Source organism: Agrobacterium radiobacter, assembly GCF_040801995.1.
Taxonomy (GTDB): domain Bacteria; phylum Pseudomonadota; class Alphaproteobacteria; order Rhizobiales; family Rhizobiaceae; genus Agrobacterium; species Agrobacterium radiobacter.
In genome coordinates, this window is record NZ_JBEGHX010000001.1 from 507,484 (window position 1) to 524,971 (window position 17,488).

19 protein-coding genes are annotated in these 17,488 nt (G+C 60.4%); 11 read left to right on the forward strand and 8 right to left on the reverse strand.

The annotated features are described in order from the left end of the window. Positions 1-24: 24 nt before the first annotated feature. The gene (locus MRBLRC7O_RS02475; RefSeq protein ID WP_003508963.1) at positions 25-807 is read right to left on the reverse strand and encodes a glycosyltransferase family 32 protein; all 783 of its coding nucleotides are present in this window, start codon (positions 805-807) and stop codon (positions 25-27) included. A gap of 153 nt (positions 808-960) precedes the next feature. Then, positions 961-3,675 carry a heavy metal translocating P-type ATPase gene (locus MRBLRC7O_RS02480; protein WP_111820527.1) on the reverse strand — a complete coding sequence of 905 codons (2,715 nt, stop codon included), beginning with the start codon at positions 3,673-3,675 and terminating at the stop codon, positions 961-963. Positions 3,676-3,840: 165 nt separating this feature from the next. Here MRBLRC7O_RS02480 and MRBLRC7O_RS02485 point away from each other — a divergent pair, with 165 nt between their 5' ends. Beyond that, the gene (locus tag MRBLRC7O_RS02485; protein WP_020009596.1) at positions 3,841-4,749 is read left to right on the forward strand and encodes a L,D-transpeptidase; all 909 of its coding nucleotides are present in this window, start codon (positions 3,841-3,843) and stop codon (positions 4,747-4,749) included. A gap of 155 nt (positions 4,750-4,904) precedes the next feature. Continuing rightward, positions 4,905-5,630: a L,D-transpeptidase gene (locus tag MRBLRC7O_RS02490; RefSeq protein ID WP_003509381.1), complete on the forward strand. Its 726-nt coding sequence runs from the start codon at positions 4,905-4,907 to the stop codon at positions 5,628-5,630. A 55-nt stretch (positions 5,631-5,685) separates the two neighbouring features. Here the strand turns inward: MRBLRC7O_RS02490 and MRBLRC7O_RS02495 are convergent, their stop codons facing one another. Further along, complete coding sequence (locus MRBLRC7O_RS02495; RefSeq protein WP_003509380.1) at positions 5,686-6,144, reverse strand: MarR family winged helix-turn-helix transcriptional regulator; 459 nt, start codon at positions 6,142-6,144, stop codon at positions 5,686-5,688. A gap of 191 nt (positions 6,145-6,335) precedes the next feature. Between MRBLRC7O_RS02495 and MRBLRC7O_RS02500 the strand changes: the two genes are divergently transcribed. The 3 genes from MRBLRC7O_RS02500 (at position 6,336) to MRBLRC7O_RS02510 (ending at position 7,972) form a co-directional block, all read left to right on the forward strand. Further along, complete coding sequence (locus MRBLRC7O_RS02500; RefSeq protein ID WP_003509379.1) at positions 6,336-6,758, forward strand: organic hydroperoxide resistance protein; 423 nt, start codon at positions 6,336-6,338, stop codon at positions 6,756-6,758. A gap of 109 nt (positions 6,759-6,867) precedes the next feature. After that, positions 6,868-7,251, forward strand: coding sequence for an MbcA/ParS/Xre antitoxin family protein (locus MRBLRC7O_RS02505; protein WP_003509376.1), 384 nt, complete (start codon positions 6,868-6,870; stop codon positions 7,249-7,251). Then, positions 7,211-7,972 (forward strand): RES family NAD+ phosphorylase, encoded by a 762-nt coding sequence (locus MRBLRC7O_RS02510; RefSeq protein WP_035213464.1) that lies wholly within the window; start codon positions 7,211-7,213, stop codon positions 7,970-7,972. The genes MRBLRC7O_RS02505 and MRBLRC7O_RS02510 overlap by 41 nt, the downstream gene beginning before the upstream one ends. 40 nt (positions 7,973-8,012) lie before the next feature. Here MRBLRC7O_RS02510 and MRBLRC7O_RS02515 read toward each other — a convergent pair whose 3' ends face one another. The 3 genes from MRBLRC7O_RS02515 to MRBLRC7O_RS02525 all read right to left on the reverse strand — a co-directional run bounded on the left by MRBLRC7O_RS02515 (position 8,013) and on the right by MRBLRC7O_RS02525 (position 10,881). After that, entirely contained in the window at positions 8,013-9,527 is a 1,515-nt protein-coding gene (locus MRBLRC7O_RS02515; protein WP_080865977.1) for an ABC-F family ATP-binding cassette domain-containing protein, read from the reverse strand. Positions 9,528-9,912: 385 nt separating this feature from the next. Then, positions 9,913-10,335, reverse strand: a complete 423-nt coding sequence (locus MRBLRC7O_RS02520) for a YciI family protein (RefSeq protein WP_060723914.1) — start codon at positions 10,333-10,335, stop codon at positions 9,913-9,915. Between the two features lie 99 nt (positions 10,336-10,434). Next, on the reverse strand, positions 10,435-10,881 hold the full coding sequence (locus tag MRBLRC7O_RS02525) for a MarR family winged helix-turn-helix transcriptional regulator (protein ID WP_003509368.1): 447 nt from the start codon (positions 10,879-10,881) through the stop codon (positions 10,435-10,437). Positions 10,882-11,030: 149 nt separating this feature from the next. Between MRBLRC7O_RS02525 and MRBLRC7O_RS02530 the strand changes: the two genes are divergently transcribed. From MRBLRC7O_RS02530 to MRBLRC7O_RS02540, 3 genes are all read left to right on the forward strand, one after another. Beyond that, on the forward strand, positions 11,031-11,759 hold the full coding sequence (locus MRBLRC7O_RS02530) for a DUF899 domain-containing protein (RefSeq protein WP_003509366.1): 729 nt from the start codon (positions 11,031-11,033) through the stop codon (positions 11,757-11,759). A 27-nt stretch (positions 11,760-11,786) separates the two neighbouring features. Further along, positions 11,787-12,281: a DUF1579 domain-containing protein gene (locus MRBLRC7O_RS02535; protein ID WP_020813088.1), complete on the forward strand. Its 495-nt coding sequence runs from the start codon at positions 11,787-11,789 to the stop codon at positions 12,279-12,281. Positions 12,282-12,377: 96 nt separating this feature from the next. After that, the gene (locus MRBLRC7O_RS02540) at positions 12,378-13,157 is read left to right on the forward strand and encodes a VOC family protein (protein WP_003509361.1); all 780 of its coding nucleotides are present in this window, start codon (positions 12,378-12,380) and stop codon (positions 13,155-13,157) included. 40 nt (positions 13,158-13,197) lie between these two features. On the opposite strand, the gene MRBLRC7O_RS02545 is transcribed toward MRBLRC7O_RS02540, so the two are convergent. Continuing rightward, positions 13,198-14,094 carry a LysR family transcriptional regulator gene (locus tag MRBLRC7O_RS02545; protein ID WP_080865979.1) on the reverse strand — a complete coding sequence of 299 codons (897 nt, stop codon included), beginning with the start codon at positions 14,092-14,094 and terminating at the stop codon, positions 13,198-13,200. A gap of 122 nt (positions 14,095-14,216) precedes the next feature. On the opposite strand from MRBLRC7O_RS02545, the gene MRBLRC7O_RS02550 reads away from it, so the two are divergent. Genes MRBLRC7O_RS02550 through MRBLRC7O_RS02560 form a run of 3 tightly spaced genes read left to right on the forward strand, consistent with a single transcriptional unit; the run spans position 14,217 to position 15,773 of the window. Beyond that, positions 14,217-14,939, forward strand: a complete 723-nt coding sequence (locus MRBLRC7O_RS02550; protein ID WP_020813086.1) for an SDR family oxidoreductase — start codon at positions 14,217-14,219, stop codon at positions 14,937-14,939. Positions 14,940-14,949: 10 nt separating this feature from the next. Beyond that, positions 14,950-15,426, forward strand: coding sequence for a carboxymuconolactone decarboxylase family protein (locus tag MRBLRC7O_RS02555; RefSeq protein ID WP_003509356.1), 477 nt, complete (start codon positions 14,950-14,952; stop codon positions 15,424-15,426). Next, a complete protein-coding gene (locus MRBLRC7O_RS02560) occupies positions 15,423-15,773 on the forward strand; it encodes an Atu4866 domain-containing protein (RefSeq protein ID WP_020813085.1) in 351 nt (116 codons plus the stop codon). Before MRBLRC7O_RS02555 ends, MRBLRC7O_RS02560 begins: the two co-directional genes overlap by 4 nt. 56 nt (positions 15,774-15,829) lie before the next feature. On the opposite strand, the gene MRBLRC7O_RS02565 is transcribed toward MRBLRC7O_RS02560, so the two are convergent. Next, on the reverse strand, positions 15,830-17,401 hold the full coding sequence (locus MRBLRC7O_RS02565) for a helicase HerA-like C-terminal domain-containing protein (RefSeq protein WP_080865981.1): 1,572 nt from the start codon (positions 17,399-17,401) through the stop codon (positions 15,830-15,832). Positions 17,402-17,488: the final 87 nt, after the last annotated feature.

A 17,488-nucleotide genomic window follows, 5' to 3' on the forward strand; every position in this document is an offset into this window, starting at 1 on the left:
CGCTGCTTGCCGGCGCATGGCGTCCTAGTTTTTGACGATGGACGTCTTGGCCTGCTCGGCCCACCATGCGCCGTCTTTTTTGTCGGCATATTGCGCGCGTTTGTTGGTGAATTGCCCCTGGGTGCACATCTCGCGGTAATTGCGAACCGGCAGCCCGAGTTCCTTGACGACGGCATGCACCACCGTCGGGCCGGTCATGTCATAGACGCTGACGAGCGTTCCCTCTTCAATATTCTGGGCAATACGATCGGCCATCAGCCTCAGCGCCGGGTGACCGGGTTTCGATGCCATGAAGTAATTTGTGATTTCGCCATTTTTCATGGCGATGAAAACGGCGTCTTCATCCGCGCCGATCACATCTTCCGGGCGCGCCGCAAAATTGGAATCGATATCCAGATAGATGCCGCCTTCCTGCAGAAGAACCAGAATACGCCAGAAATCCGCCTTGGCGGCGCCAACCTGCAGTCGCCGGAAGGCGTCGGCATAACGTCCGGGAAAATGCCGGTCGATATAGGCCTGGCACGCCTCGTCATCATGGTAGCGATATTCGAATTCCGGCGTCAGCCAGCGGTTGAACAGGAAATTCGCATAGATCGGCGTCGTTACCCGGTTGGAATAATTCGTCTGCCAGATGATGCGCGGAATGGCTTTTTCCGATTTCGGGCTGCGTCTGGCAGGCTGATACTCCGGAAGCGTCTTTCTTCTGCCGGGGCGGATGAAGAGATCGATGGAGAAAATAACCTTGACGATGTTGCCGCCGATCTTGATCGCGCGGTACGCAATGCGGTTATAGCCAGTTTTAGCCAAGTTCAGCGCTCCTGCGCGTGGAATCGTTTGTCACGCGCGTGGAAAACGGCGGCACGCGGTATTTATTGGACGCAATTAGTTTGTCAATACGCTGAAAATGAGACCGGCCGAGCCCGGATTAACGAGGCTCGGCCGGTTTGGGAGGGGCTGCAATCAGGCTTTGTTGCGGTTGAAATATCCAAGCAGCCGCATGGCGTTTGCGGTGACCAGAACCGTAGCGCCCGTATCGGCGAAAACGGCGAGCCACAGGCCGGAAAGGCCGGTGACGGTCGTGACCAGAAATACCGCCTTCAGGCCGAGCGCGATCGTCACGTTCTGACGGATATTGCTCATGGTGGCGCGCGACAGGCCGATGAGGCGGGCGGCATCGCCGACATTGTTGCGCATCAGCGCCGCATCCGCCGCTTCCATTGCCACATCGGTGCCCGAGCCGATGGCGACACCGACGCTGGCCGCCGCAAGGGCAGGCGCATCGTTGATGCCGTCACCCACCATCACCACGGTCTTCTTTTCGGCAAGCTTGCGGATTTCCTCGACCTTGTTCTGCGGCAGGAGTTCGCCGCGTGCCTCAAGGCCCAGCTTGTTGCCTATGGCCTTTGCCGTGCGGGCATTGTCACCCGACAGCATCAGCGAAGAAATGCCCATCTCCTTCAGCGCTTTCACGCCTTCGGCAGCATCCTTGCGCGGTTCGTCGCGCATGGCGAAGAGGCCGCTTGCCGCCCCGCCGACTATCACGACGGCCACCGTCTTGCCTTCGCTTTCGAGTGCGGAGATGCGATCGGCGAGGTCCTTCGAAAGGGTGCCGACCTCCGTTGCAAAGCGCGGTGCCCCGATGAACAGGTCTTTTCCGCCGACATTGCCCTGCATGCCGCGACCGGAAATCGCCTTGATGTTGGAACCGGGCAGGGGCTTCACGCCCAGCTTTTCGGCGTGATTGACGATGGCGCGGGCGAGCGGATGGCTCGATTCATGCTCGATGGTTGCGGCTTGCGCAATCAGGCTGGCCTCGTTGCCGTCGAGCGCCACCACGTCAGTCACGACGGGTTCGCCAAGCGTCAGCGTGCCGGTCTTGTCGAAAGCGACGGTTTCGGTGCGCGCCAGCATTTCGATGACCGCGCCGCCCTTCACCAGCATGCCGTGGCGTGCCGCAGCCGAAAGGCTGGAGGCTATGGCCGCGGGAACCGAAATGACCAGCGCGCAGGGGCAACCGATCAGCAGCAGGGCGAGACCGCGATAAATCCACGTATCCCAGTCACCGAGGCCGGCGAGCGGCGGCACGATGATGGTGAGCACGGAGATCGCCACGATCAGCGGCATATAATAACGCGAGAAGCTCTGGATGAAGCGCTCGGTCGGGGCACGCGCATCCTGCGCTTCTTCGACAAGCGTGATGATGCGGGCAATGGTATTGTCTTCCGGCGCGCGGTCGACGCGGATGCGCAGCGAGCCGTCATGGTTGATGGAACCGGCAAAAACGCGTGCGCCCTTTTCCTTGGCGACGGGAATGCTCTCTCCGGTCATCGGCGATTCGTCGACGCTGGACTGGCCTTCCATGACAACGCCATCGGCGGCGATACGGTCGCCGGGACGCGCCACGACCACCTGGCCGATGCGCACGTGATCGGCGGCAACCTGCCGAAGCGCACCGTTTTCTTCCACCAGCGCCGTCTTCGGCAAGAGCGAACCGAGCGCCTTGATGCCAGAGCGCGCACGTGCGGCGGCAAAGCCTTCCAGCAATTCGCCGACGGAGAAGAGCAGCACGACAATGGCCGCCTCTTCCGCCTCGCCGATGATGATCGCGCCGATGGCGGCAATCGTCATCAGCATCTCGATGGTGAAGACCGCGCCGAAACGGGCGGCATTGAAGGCATTCTTCGCGATCGGGAAGAGCGTGACCAGCGTGGCGATGATGAAGGCATAACCGCCCCATGCGGGGAAGGTCAGTTCCGCCGCATAGGCAATGGCGACCAGAATGGTGCCGGTGAAGGTGTTGCGCGCCTTTGCGGTGCGCCACCAGACGCCCTTTTCATCCGCGCCATGGGCATGCCCCACTTCCGCGGCCTGCGCTGCAGACACCGGAGCGGAACCATGCGAATGGCCTGCATGGTCGTGGCCGGAATGATCGTGACCAGAATGGTCATGTTTGGAGTGGTCATGATCATGCCCGCTGCAGGACGCGTGATCGTGCCCGGAATGGTCATGATCTGAATGGTCATGATCCGAATGGTCGTGGTCGTGGTGATGCCCGCCGCACGACCCGTGGTCATGGTCGTGATCCGCCACTTTTTCACGCGCGGTCTTTTCCTGCGGCAGCAGGGCCGGTTTAAATCCGAGCTTGCGCAGCGTGTCCTCGATTTTTTCGACCGGGGTTTTGTTCTCGGCCAGCGAAAGGTTCAGCCGTTCGCGGGCAACCGAGACCTTGACGTCGCCAACGCCGGGCAGGCGGGAAAGCGCGGTTTCAATCTTCGCGGCGCAGCTGCCGCAATCCATGCCGCCGACCGAAAAAGTCAGCGCATTGTTCTTTTCAGCGGCCGTTTCGGCCTCGTCATGGTGGTGACCGCCGCAGGAGGAATGGTCGTGATGATCGGCCTCGACCGTTGCCTGGGGAGCCTTTTCGCGCGGCAGCAAAGCGGGTTTGAAGCCAAGCTTGCGCAGCGTATCCTCGATTTTTTCGACCGAGGTTTTCTGTTCGGCCACCGAGAGGTTCAGCCTTTCGCGGGCAACCGACACCTTGACGTCGCCAACGCCGGGCAGGCGGGAAAGCGCGGTTTCAATCTTCGCCGCACAGCTGCCGCAATCCATCCCGCCGACCGTGAAGGTCAGTTCCTCCGATTCCCTGTTCAAACTGCCGCGTGTCGAAATATTCATGGTTTCGCTCCTGAATTCCAGTCGACAGTCAATCTGGCACCTCTAGCAACTAGAGCTTCAAGAGGAAAAATGCAGTTTTTCGATTTTTTTGAAAAGCCGACGCCAGCTTCGCGCCAGCCGCACGGTTCATCATGCCGGTAGATTGGATTCCATGAAGCGGTTCAGATGATAGCACTCCTTTTGAAAAATGGTCGCCGGGCGGCCTCTCTGGTCGGGCTTGCGCTGCTGCCTCTGATGAGCGGCTGCCTTTTCGTGACGGATACGACCCGGATGGACCCTGACGTCTTCGTCAGGGAAACGGCGCCGGTGTTCAACTTCAATTCCGTCAGCTCCAATCGCCAGCCGGAACTGCCGCCGCAGCCGGGCCAGCTTTCGACGCGCCCGCCGGATCTGTTCAGAACCCGCTTCCATCAGGAATACGGCCCGCCGGTGCGCGGGCAGGGGCTTAATGCGCCGCAGGTGCAGGGTTTTAACGCGCAGCAGCCGCAGGGCCAGACGATGGCCTATGGCCTGCCTGTCTCCAATCCGCTGCATCGGGTCATGTATGGCCCTATCCGCGACGAGGACCGCTCGCTGCCCGCCATTCCCTATGGGCGCATCGATCCGCGGTATCTCCGGCAGGAAGTCAGTTACCAGACGGCGGAAGCGCCGGGCACCATCGTCGTCGATACCAGGCAGCATTTCCTTTACCTCGTGCAGTCCGGCGGCAAGGCGATCCGTTACGGTGTTGGCCTCGGGCGTGACGGTTATGCCTGGTCGGGCCGCGGCAAGATCCAGTGGAAGGCGAAATGGCCGCGCTGGACGCCGCCCGATGAAATGGTCAAGCGCCAGCCGGAACTCGCCTCCATCTCCGCCGCCAATGGCGGCATGACGCCTGGTCTCAACAACCCGCTCGGTGCGCGCGCGCTTTATATTTTCAAGGACGGCAAGGACACGCTTTACCGCGTGCATGGCACGCCGGACTGGCAGTCCGTCGGCAAGGCAACGTCCTCCGGCTGCGTGCGCATGCTCAATCAGGATGTGATCGATCTTTACGAGCGCGTGCCCCAAGGGGCGCAGATTGTGGTTATCTGAACACGTTCTAAAAGAAAGAGATATGGGACCCATTCCGCCAGCACCTTGTGACTGGCTTTTAGCGGTCGGTTAACTATTTTCGCAATACGCATGACACGGAACAAATGACGTACAACGGCGATATAGCCGTTCGAAATGTGGGACAAACCGGCCTTATGACAAGCACCGACACAGATCTTTCCAGACGCACCTTCCTTTCCCTTCTCGGCCTTTCCTCCGCTTCGCTTCTCGCAGGCTGCGCCTCATCGGGCACGGGAGACGCCATCCGCCAGCAGGCGAGCGCCATCGGCAGCGATTTCCGGCAGATGTTTTCGCCGGGCGTCAGCGATGCGGAACTGGCCGTCATGTACGGCTCGGTTGAAGATGGCGGTTACGTCATTCCCGCCGTACCCTATCAGAAAATCGACCGGCGTTATTACCGCCAGCGGGTTGTCGATCCGACCGGCGAGCGCCCGGGCACCGTTGTCGTCGATACACGCTCGCGCTTCCTTTATGTCGTGGAGCAGGGCGGCAGCGCCATGCGTTACGGCGTCGGCATCGGCCGCGATGGTTTCGCCTGGTCGGGCGAGGGCGTCATCCAGTGGCGTCAGAAATGGCCGAAATGGACCCCGCCGGATGAGATGGTCGCCCGCCAGCCGGAACTGGTCAAATATTCTTCCAAGAATGGCGGCATGCCGCCGGGCCTGAAGAACCCGCTTGGCGCGCGCGCCCTTTATATCTTCCAGAACGGCAAGGACACGCTCTACCGTCTGCACGGCTCGCCGGAATGGAACTCCATCGGCAAGGCAGTCTCTTCCGGCTGCGTGCGCCTGATGAACCAGGACGTCATCGACCTCTACGACCGCGTGCCGCAGAAGGCCCGTGTGGTGGTCTGGCAATAAGCCGAAAACGCTTCGAATAAAAAGGCGGCCCCGTGCCGCCTTTTTCTTTTTTGGGTTAGGGCCGGGTGAGGCTGTCCTTCAGCGCATTCACCCGGTCGCGAATCTGCACCAGTTCCTCCAGCCCGCAGCCGGTGGCGCTGCCGATCGCCGCCATGATCTTCACGCCCTCTTTTTTGAGGTTCGCGCCCTTGGGCGTCAGGGCCACCAGCACTTGCCGCTCATCCACGGTGCCGCGCTTGCGGGTGATTAGCCCGGCATGTTCCAGCCTTTTCAGCAATGGCGACAGCGTGCCGGAATCAAGACCCAGCATTTCGCCAAGCGCCTTGACGGTGGACGTCTCCTTTTCCCATAGCGCCATCATGACCAGATATTGCGGATAGGTCAGCCCGATCGGGTCGAGCAGCGGCTTATAGGCGCGTGTGAAGGCGTGTGCCGCGCCATAAAGGGCAAAACATATCTGCTGGTCCAGCCTCAACAGGCTTTCCATCTTCTTCTCGTCGCCCTCTGCGTCCATTTTCGTGCTCCAAAATCAACCGGGGAGGGAACAATCAGCCCCCGCTTTCGGTTCCTGCCGCATGGATGCGCGGCGAAATTTCGTGAAAATTATCGCAAAAAACGATTTCGTATTCAATGTGCAAAATTATATTGCGCGCAATTCAATTGTTCGCTATAAGAACTCAACACCAACCCGAAGGAGTAAATGTCATGCCCATTCTTTACACGACCAAAGCATCTGCCACCGGTGGCCGCGCCGGCAACGCCAAGTCGGAAGACGGCGTTCTCGACGTTACGCTGACCGTTCCGAAGGAACTGGGCGGCGATGGCGCCCGTGGCACCAATCCGGAACAGCTTTTCGCAGCCGGTTATTCCGCCTGCTTCCTGGGCGCGCTGAAATTTGTCGCCGGCAAGGAAAAGGTAAAGATTCCTGAAGACACCACTGTGACGGCAACCGTCGGTATCGGCCCGCGCGAAGATGGCGGCGGTTTCGGCATCGAAGTGTCGCTGAAGGCAAATATTCCGGGCGTCGAGCGCGAAGTCGCCGAAAAGCTGGTTGCTGCCGCTCACATCGTCTGCCCTTACAGCCACGCCATGCGCACCTCCACGGAAGTGCCGGTCTCGGTGGCCTGATCCAATCCGCGTGAGCAATTCCATGTGAGCAATGAGGCCGGGTTTATCCCGGCCTTCTTGTTTGTGGAAATAAATATGCTATATTCTTTCCAAGGAAAGGATGTGCGCCATGAATATTCACGCCAAGACTGCCATGGAACCTGCTTCGCAGGGCAGGGTCGTCACCAAGGCCGTTATGACGGCTGCCGAGCGGCTGGGCCTGAATGCTGCCCGCACCGCGGATATTCTCGGTGTTTCCGCGCCGACGGTGTCGCGCATGAAGCGGCTGGATTTCCTGCTGGAGCCGGGCGCCAAGTCCTTTGAACTTGCGGTGCTGCTGATCCGGGTTTTCCGCTCGCTGGATGCGATTACCGGCGGCGATGAGGCGGTGGCTAAAAACTGGCTGCGCAATCACAATACGGCGCTTGATGCCGTGCCTGCCGAGAGGCTCACCACCATTACCGGATTGATCGATGTCCTCTCCTATCTGGACGCCCGACGCGCTCCTGTCTGAAAAACGCACCGCATCGGGAAAATACTGGCGGCTGGTGGAAGCGCAGCATCAGGTATCCACCATGAAACTGGTGGATACGGTGGAGGAGCAATCGCTGCTGGAAGATATTCTGGAGGCGAGTAAACGGCCCTTTCCGCCGGAATGTGCAGGTTTCGACTATCTTCTTGCGACGCCCTTCCGTTATGGCGCCGCCTATCCGCACGGCTCGCGGTTCCGCCGGGCGGGCTTTACCGAGGGCGTTTATTACGCCGCCGCGAAGGTGGAAACCGCGCTTGCCGAAATGGCCTTCTACCGGCTGCTGTTTTATGCGGAATCCCCCGGCACGCCGCTGCCCGCCAATCCCGCCGATTATTCCGCCTTCGCCGCCCGTATCGCCACCGATGCGGCGCTGGACCTGACGAAACCGGAACTGAGCCGGGACGAGGCGCTGTGGACCGATCTGCAAAATTACGAGCCATGCCAGGCGCTGGCCGAGCAGGCGCGTCTGGCGAAGATCGAGACGATCCTTTACCGCTCGGTGCGCGATCCCGCTGGCGGCCTCAATATTGCGGTCCTGTCGCCAAAGGCCTTTGCCGAAAAAATGCCGGTGGAGCGGATGAGCTGGCGCATCCGCCTGTCGAAAACCGGGGTGCAGGCGCTGTGCGAATTTCCGATGCGCAGGACGGGGTTTGCGGTCTCGGATTTCGCCGGTGATCCACGCCTCGCCAGCCTGTTGGGCTGACGGGCGTTTTGCTTGTTTTACCTCGGCCCTTTGAGGACCATCAAGCCGAAGCGAAAAACGCTTCGGGATCGTCGACTTCCACCAGCCTGCGCTTGTCGATCAGCCAGAAACGGGTTCCGACCGCCCGCACGAAACTCCTGTCATGCGAGACGAACACGCAGCTGGCCTCACGGCTGATGATTTCCGCCTCCAGCGCTTCCTGCCCGTCTATATCCAGATGGTTGGTGGGCTCGTCCAGCAGGTAGAAATTCGGCTCCGCCAGCCGCAGCGCCAGCATGGCAAGCCGCGCCTTCTGCCCGCCGGAAAGCGTTGCGATACGGCGTTTCTGCATTTCCATGTCGATGCCGGCGCCGGCAAGCAGGCCATGAATGCGCTGATCGCCAATATCGAAGCGGCGGGTCATGAACGCCGCCGGCGTGCTGTCGTCGTCGATTTCGGCAAGCGACTGATCGACATATCCGGCCACCAGCGAGGGCGTGGCCTTGACGCCCTCCAGTATCTGGCCAGCGTCCGATACCGCCGCCTGCAGAAGCGACATCAGCCGCGTCTTGCCGACGCCGTTGCGGCCGAGAATGACGATGCGGTCACCCTGGCGGACAAATTGCCGGCCGGTGCGGAACAGCAATGTTCCGTCCGGCGTCGAAACGGGCACATCTTCCAGCGTCACCAGAACCTTGGCATGGGTACCGCGATTGGCGAGCTGGATCTTGCCGGCGGAGCGCTCGGCATGGGCGGGTCGCGCCTTCTCCTCCAGCTTTTCGGCGCGCTGGCGCAATTGCTTGGTCTTGACGGTCAGAAGATCGCTGCCAGAATTGATGCCGATGTTGTTGAGCTTGGCGGCCTGTCGGCGCAATTGCTGCGCGGTTTTCATGTCGCGCTGGAAACGCCGCTCATCGGCGGCATCTTCCTCTTCCAGTGCCATCCGCGCGTGGCCGTAGGGCAAGCGGAACAGTGCCGAATTTTCCGGCCGCAGGAACAGCGTGGTTCTCGTGACATTGTCGAGAAAGGCGCGATCATGGCTGACGATGATAACTGCGGTATCGCGCGGCAGCTCAGCGAGCCAGTTTTCCAGCACGTTGATTTTTTCGAGATCGAGATGGTTGGTCGGCTCATCGAGCAGCAGGACATCCGGCTCGGTGATCCATGCCCGCGCCAGCATGGCTAGCCTCTGCCAGCCACCGCTCAATTCTTTCAGGCGGCGCTCACGGAACGGCTCCGGCACCAGCATCGCGTCGAAAATAATGTCGGCGCGCCAGCTTTCGCTGTCGATCGTTTCCGCCGGAAGGGCGGAAAGCACGGCGTCCCGCATCGTCTGTTCCATCAGCGGGGAGGGCAGGTGCTGGTGGACGATGGACTGCGTCAGTCCGCGCAGCCGGGTGATATCGCCACTGGTCGCGTCCAGCTCACCGGCAAGGCAATTGAGCAGGGTGGATTTGCCGCAGCCATTGGCGGCGACGATGCCGATGCGGTCTCCCGCATTCACGGTGAGGCTGAGATTGGAAAAAAGCGGCTTTCCCAGAATGATTCCGAGGTTTCGAAGCGTGATGATGGTCATAATTTGTCTCTGGCGAAACGGACCCGCGACGAACCGTGGTCTGCGGCAATGCAGTACGGGGTTTCGGTTCGGGATGATCCGTCGTGAAAACATGCGCAACGGCAGACAAGCTGCATTCTGCGCGGCCTTTTGGGCAAACCAGAGTTTTGGTGTTCCGGTCAGCCCTGCAAACGCGTCTGCAGGGCAAAAAGGTGGCAGAGCTGACGATTGCGCCAGAAGCAGGAAATATCCATGCGAAGCCTCCTTTCTTGAAACGGGTTGAACCGCTCCACCATTAACAGCGGTGGTTGTTCGAGGCAATGGTTTTTGGAGTAGGACGCCGTGCGGGAGAATGCGGCAGGCCCGCACTCTCCCGTTTCAATCAGCTCTCGACCTTGAGCGGCTTTTATTGCTTCGCGACACGCGCGCGCAGCTCTTCGACATGGGCGGCGATTTCAGGCGTCACTACATCGCCGAAATCCTCCATTTCGAACATCGGGCGGATTTCGATCTCGCTGCGCTCCAGCATCGGGTTCGGGCAGCGTTTCACCCATTCCACGGCCTCGTCCATGTCCTTCACATTCCAGATCCAGAAACCGGCGACCAGCTCGTTGGTGTGCGGGAAGGGGCCATTGACGACGGTGCGGCTGTCGCCGTCAAAAATGACTCTCTTGCCCTTGGACGACGGGTGCAGGCCGTCGCCGGATTGCATGATGCCGGCGTTGACCAGTTCCTCGTTGAATTTCCCCATTGCCTCCATCAGCTCAGTCGTGGGCATGACGCCATCTTCGCTGCTCTTGGTGGCTTTTACAAAAACGATAACACGCATGATCTTTCCTCCTTGATCGCGTTTTCCGTAGTTTCGCTCCCCGGCACGACGGCCAGATGACATTCTTGTCGACAAAAGTGGCGCTATGCCGGCTTCCCGTCAGCCGAGATCGATAAGATCGCGGCGCAGGCGGTCGGGGTCGCCGCTGCCGATGCGGGCCTCGATTTCGGCATGGGTCTGTTGCCAGATGGGGAAGGCGGCGGTGAGCACGGCCATGCCTGCGGCCGTCAGCCGCAGCCGCTTGCCGCGCTTGTCCTTCGGATCCTGCTCGATGCTGACCAGCCCGCGCCGTTCCAAAGGCTTCAGCGCCGCCGTCAGCGTCGTGCGGTCCATGGCCAGAAGATTGGCGACCGGCCCCATCGGCGGCGGCTCCGGCCGGTTGAGCGACATCAGCAGCGAAAATTGCCCATTGGTGATGCCGACCGGCTTCAGCGCATTGTCGAAAAGCCGCGCCAAAGCCCGCGCCGCACGCTGCGCATGCAGGCAGAGACAGGCGTCCCGCACGAAAAGAGTTGTCGAAAAAGGAATCACGCTGGCGTTTGACATGGGATAAATATGTTGATATCAACCTAATTAGTCAAGCGGAACTTGATGCTCCGCAGACTGTTAATTGCCTTTCAGCACAGAAATAGGCGGTGCCCTCCGTAAAAGCGGAGCGGTGCCGTGGTGAAAGACGGATCCAAGGAGGAAAGATCATGTCTCATCCCGTCGTTTCGAAGGAGGAGTGGCTTGCGGCCCGCCGCGATCTGCTGGTGAAGGAAAAGGAACTGACCCGAGCCCGTGACAGGCTGAACGAGGCCCGGCGCTCGCTGCCCTGGGAAGAGGTGACGAAGGACTATATCTTCGACGCGCCTTCCGGCCCCAAATCGCTACAGGAACTGTTCGGCACCTGCAGCCAGCTGATCGTCTACCACTTCATGCTGGCGCCGGACTGGGAGGAGGGCTGTGTCGGCTGCTCTTTCTTTGCCGATCACGTCGATGGCGCGCTGATCCACCTCAAACATGGCGATGCGGGTTTCGTCGCGGTGTCGCGCGCGCCGCTTGAAAAGATCGAAAGCTACAGAAACCGCATGGGCTGGAAATTCCCGTGGGTTTCCGCCGAAGGCAGCGATTTCAACTATGATTATCAGGCCTCGTTCCGCGACGAGGATATGACCAAAGGCGAAATCACCTATAATTACCGTGACATGGCGCCCTATGGCGACCTGAAGGACCTGCATGGCATCAGCGTTTTCGCCAAGGGCGATGACGGCAAGATCTACCACACCTACTCCACTTACGCCCGCGGCGCGGAGCAGACGCTCGGCACGCTGATGCTGCTCGATCTGGTGCCAAAAGGCCGTAACGAAGAGGAGGTAATGGATTGGGTGCGCCGCCACGACCAGTATGAGGACGCACCGAAGGCGGCAGCCTGCTGCCACTGAAAACTGACGGACGAGGAGGAAACGAAAATGGAAATGGAAATCGCCAAGCCGCAGAAGGAACATGAATTCCTGAAGAGGATCGTCGGAGACTGGGTCATGACCTCCAGTTCCGGTCATGAGGACTACAATGCCGACGACCCGTCGCAGCAATTCACCGAGACCGTCCGCTCCGTCGGCGGTTTGTGGATCATCGGCAACGGCACCGGCAAGATGCCTGACGGCACGGATATGACAGCCGTGATCACGGTCGGTTTCGATCCGGCCAAGGGCAATTTCGTCGGCACCTGGGTGGGGTCGATGATGACCAATCTCTGGGTCTACAAGGGCTGGCTGGAAGAGGACGGCAAGACCCTGACGCTGGAAGCGGAAGGCCCCGCCTTCGACGGCTCCGGCAGCACCGCTACCTATCACGACGTGCTGGTGCTGCATGATGATAATCACCGCAGCTTTTCCGGCAGCGTCAAGCAGCCGGACGGCACATTCAAGACCTTCATGACATCGGAATTCCGACGCAAGGCCTGAAGCCCTGCCGGAATTTCACCTGAGCACCAGCGCCGCCGCGTCCTGCGGCGGGCAATGGCCGACACACACCCGCCAAAACCTCCATAGGAGACGACAATGTCCGATACACATGGAAAATTCATCTGGGTCGAGCTGATGACGCCCGACATGGAAGCGGCAGCCCGCTTTTATGGTCATGTCGTCGGCTGGCAGACCAAGGATTTCGGCTCGCCGGAAATGCCCTATCTGGTGCTGGAGGCCGATGGCAAAGGCATGGGCGGCGTCATGGAACTGACCGACGAGCACAAGGGCCAGGGCATTCCCCCGAACTGGACCGCCTATGTCGATGTCGACGATGTGGACGCCACGGCGAAACAATTCGCCGAAAAGGGCGGCGCGATCAGACGCCCCCCGCAGGATATTCCCGAAATCGGCCGCTTTGCCGTGGTCGCCGATCCCTTTGGTGCGGTGCTCTGTATCATGACGCCGCTGCCGATGGAAACCGGCGGTTTTCCCGAGGATATGCAGGAAAAGCAGGGCCATGTCGGCTGGCATGAACTCTTCACCGATAATGTTGATGAGGCCATGGCCTTTTACGGCGATGTATTCGGCTGGACCAAGGACCATGATTTCGACATGGGCGACATGGGCCCTTACCGCATCTTCGCCTATAAGGGCAAAGCCGTCGGCGGCATAATGAAACGCATGCCGCAGGTCCCCGTCTGCCATTGGGGTTATTACTTCAATGTGGATGGCATCGATGAAGCCATCACCCGCGTCAGCACCGGCGGCGGCAAGGTCGTCAACGGCCCGATGGAGGTTCCCGGCGGAAGCTGGATCGTCAATTGCGTCGACCCGCAGGGCGCCTATTTCTCGCTGGTTTCGCAGAAGAAATAATCCTGTTTTCTGATGATCTGCCGGGGTTTGATCCGGCAGATCACCGCTCTCTCGACAGGCGGACGTGATCGATAAAGGCTCGCAGTTTCGGCGCAAGGTTACGACGGCTGGGGTAATAGAGATAAAATCCCGCAAAGGTCGGGGAATGGTCTTCCAGCATGGAAACGAGTTGCCCGCTCTCCAGATAGGGGCGGAACGTTTCTTCCATGCCGAAGGTGATGCCCGCGCCGGCGCAGGCCAGCTTGATCATCAGCTGCATGTCGTTGGTGGTGAAATCAGGCTCCACCGCTACCGCGAATTCGCGGTCGTTTTCGGCAAATTCCCACCTGTATGGCGCGACACCCGGACGGGCTCGCCAGCCGATACACCTGTGCTCTATCAACTCGCGGGGCTGCACTGGCAGACCGAAGCGGTCCCGATAGCCAGGGGAGCAGACGGCGAGCTGCCGCTGCGGAGCGGAAACCGGAACGGCAATCATGTCCTGCGCGATCAGTTCTCCAAGACGCACGCCGGCATCGTAATGTTCGGCGACGATATCGAATTCCTCGTCCGTCACGACGATATCAAGCTGCACTTCGGGATGCATGTCCGCAAAGCTTGCAAGCAATGGCCCGGATAAAAAACGCTCGGCAATCGAGGAAACGGCAAGGCGCAACTGCCCGCGCACGGCGCCGCTCAGGGAAGATGCAGCATTGGCTGCCTGGACGAGATTGCCGATGGATGGCGACACATCCGCATAAAGCTGCTGCCCCGCTTCCGTCAGGCTGACGCTGCGCGTCGTGCGCTGTACCAGCGCTATTCCCATTGTCTCTTCAAGCTTGCGGATGGTCTGGCTCACGGCGGACCGGGTTATGCCGAGCCTGTCCGCGACAGCCCGGAAGTTGCGCTCGTCGGCAACCATGCAGAATGTGGAAAGCGCGTTGAGATCGATGTTCATTGGTTAGAAATTCTATCCATTGAGGTTATGATTGAGGCGGTTATCACGACAATGCCCAAGCTTTATCTTGTCCGCAACGGTCGCTTTCAGAAAAAGCGGGCCGTAACACCAAGGAGAAAGCCATGACATTGAACAAAGTCGTTCTCATCACAGGTGCATCGAGCGGGATCGGTGAGGGTATCGCAAGGGAACTGGCGGCCGCCGGGGCGAGGCTGGTGCTGGGCGCGCGCCGCATGGACCGCTTGCAGGTGCTGGCCGAAGAATTGCGCGGGAAGGGTGCCGAGGTCGTCGCCCATCCGCTTGATGTTACGGACAGACAGAGCGTCGAGGCTTTTGCGGAGGCCGGACGCAAGGCTTTCGGGCAGGTCGACGTCATCGTCAACAATGCCGGTATCATGCCGCTATCGCTGATGTCGTCGCTCAAGGTCGATGAATGGGACCGGATGATCGACGTCAACATCAAGGGCGTGCTTTATGGCGTCGCCGCCGTTCTGCCCGAGATGACCGCCCGCGCATCCGGCCATATCATCAACATCGCTTCCATCGGTGCGCTCGCCGTTTCACCCACGGCGGCCGTTTATTGCGCGACGAAATTTGCGGTGCGGGCGATTTCGGACGGGCTGCGGCAGGAAAACCGCGACCTGCGCGTCACCTGCATTCACCCCGGCGTGGTGGAAAGCGAACTTGCCCACACCATCACCGATCCGGCCGCTGCGGAGCTGATGCAGACCTATCGGGCCATCGCCTTGAAACCCGACGCCATCGGCCGCGCGGTGCGCTACGCCATCGAGCAGCCAGATGATGTCGACGTCAATGAAATCGTCATCCGACCCACCGCTGCCTGAGGAGGCCGACATGAAAGCGATTTTTCCAACCGTGCTTGCGATTACAATGCTTGCGGGAAGTGCCGCCGCCATCGCCAATCCGCAGCGTCTGGATGACAGGCTGCGGCGTGGTGACGACGTCATCCGCAGCCTCAACAATGGTCGGCCCCAGGCCAATCTGGAACGTTTGCGGCAGGAGTTTCCTTTCCTCGCTGAAGCGACCGAAGGTTACGCCCTGGGGGAGGTGTGGTCGCGGCCGGGACTGGATAACCGGACCCGCCAGCTGGCCGCCGTTGCGGTCATGGCGGCCCTTGGCGAGCGGGATCTGATGAAGGTCCACGCCGGTTATGCACTCAATGTGGGCGCAACCGACGAGGAGCTGAAGGAAATGATCTATCTGATCACGGTTCCCGCAGGTTTTCCCAAAGCCATCGCCGCATCCCGGACGCTGGCTGAGCTGTTCGAGGAGCGCCGCGATAACGCCGCATCGGGAGGGCAAAGGCAATGAACATTGTTTCGACATCCGTCGCGCTTCTGCTCGCAACGGCGTCCGCCGATACGGGTTCCCGCAAAACGAGTAACGCCATGGACGTGAACATGACCGAAACGGCTCAAATCCAGAACCACCCTTATATCGGCATGTGGGTCACCGGTGATGGCCATGTTCGTCAGGAGCTTTTGCCTGATGGTCGTTATGACGAGGCGCGGGGCAACCGCAAAAGCGCCTATCAGGGGCGATATGAGGTGAAGGGAAACCATATCGACTATTGGGACGATACCGGTTTTACGGCCGACGGCGAATTCGTCGACGACATTCTCTATCACGGCGGCATGATCTTCTATCGCCAGAAGTAACCGCTGTGCCAATCAAGCGCCGCCCGCCCCATCGGGAGCGGGCGGCGTGCTTGTTTCTATCGCTTCAAACTACCCAAAATCCCGCGCACGATGGCGCGGCCGACGGATGTGGCGACCGAACGGGCGGCACTTTTCATCGCCGCCTCGATTACCGTTTCGCGCTGGTAACCCGTGCGGCGGGCGCCACCATTGCGCGAGCCGGTGGATGCCGGTGCGGCTTCTTCATCGCCGAAGCCGGGCAGACGCCAGCGGCCGGAAGCGCTTTCGGACTGGCTGGAGGCGTTTTCCTCCTCCGCGCGCCTGGCGGCTTCCGCGTCCGCTGCCTTCTGGGCACGGGCAGCGAGAATTTCGAAGGCCGATTCCCGGTCGATATCCTTGTCATATTGGCCGGCGACGGGGCTGACATCGATCAGCGACCTGCGCTCCGCATCCGTCAGCGGTCCGACACGGCCGGAAGGCGGGCGCACGAGGGTGCGCTCGACGATGGAGGGCGCGCCCTTGTCATGCAGGGTCGAGATCAGCGCCTCACCGGTGCCGAGCGTGGTGATGGTGTCGGCGGTGTTGAAGGCCGGGTTCTGGCGGAAGGTGTCGGCCGCCGTGCGCACCGCTTTCTGCTCGCGCGGCGTATAGGCGCGAAGCGCATGCTGCACGCGGTTGCCGAGCTGGGCAAGAACGGTTTCCGGCACGTCGAGCGGGTTCTGCGTCACGAAATAGACGCCGACGCCCTTGGAGCGGATAAGGCGCACGACCTGTTCCACGCGTTCCACCAACACCCGTGGCGCATCGTTGAAGAGCAGATGCGCCTCATCGAAGAAGAACACCAGGCGCGGCTTTTCCGGGTCGCCCACCTCAGGCAGTTCTTCGAAGAGTTCCGAGAGCATCCAGAGCAGGAAGGTGGCGTAAAGGCGCGGGTTCATCATCAGCCGGTCGGCGGCGAGAACCGAAATGGTGCCGCGCCCGTCCGTGCCCACGCGCATGATGTCGGCGATCTTCAGCGCCGGTTCGCCAAAGAAATTGGCCGCGCCCTGCTGTTCGAGAACCAGCAGCCCGCGCTGCAGCGAACCGACCGAGGACTTGGAAATCAGGCCGAACTGGTTGGAAAGCTCCGATGCGTTTTCGCCCATATAGTTCAGGAGCGATTGCAGGTCTTTGAGATCGAGCAGCGGCAGCCCGCCCTGATCGGCGATCTTGAAGGCGATGTTGAGCACGCCTTCCTGCGCTTCCGAGGCATCCATCAGCCGGGCAAGCAGCAGCGGCCCCATTTCGGCGATGGTGGCGCGCACGCGATGGCCTTTTTCGCCGTAGAGATCCCAGAAGATGACGGAGGATTTACCGTAGGAAAAATCGGTGAAGCCGATCTGTTCGACGCGTTTCTGCACCCAGTCCTTGGCTTCGCCTTCCGCCGCGATGCCGGAAAGGTCGCCCTTGATATCGGCGCAGAAAACCGGCACGCCGGCCTTGGAGAAACCTTCGGCAAGAACCTGCAACGTCACGGTCTTGCCCGTTCCCGTCGCGCCGGTGATGAGGCCGTGGCGGTTGCCGAATTTCAGTTCCAGATATTCGCCCTTGTTCAGGCTGTCGTCCGGATTGCGGCTGGTCCCGATATAGAGCTGTCCGTCCTGCAACATCGACCATTTTCTCCTGCGGCTGATGCATGACCCTTAAAATCGCGCCGGATTTTGTAAAAGTCATGTCCGAATTAAAAGCGTAGCTGG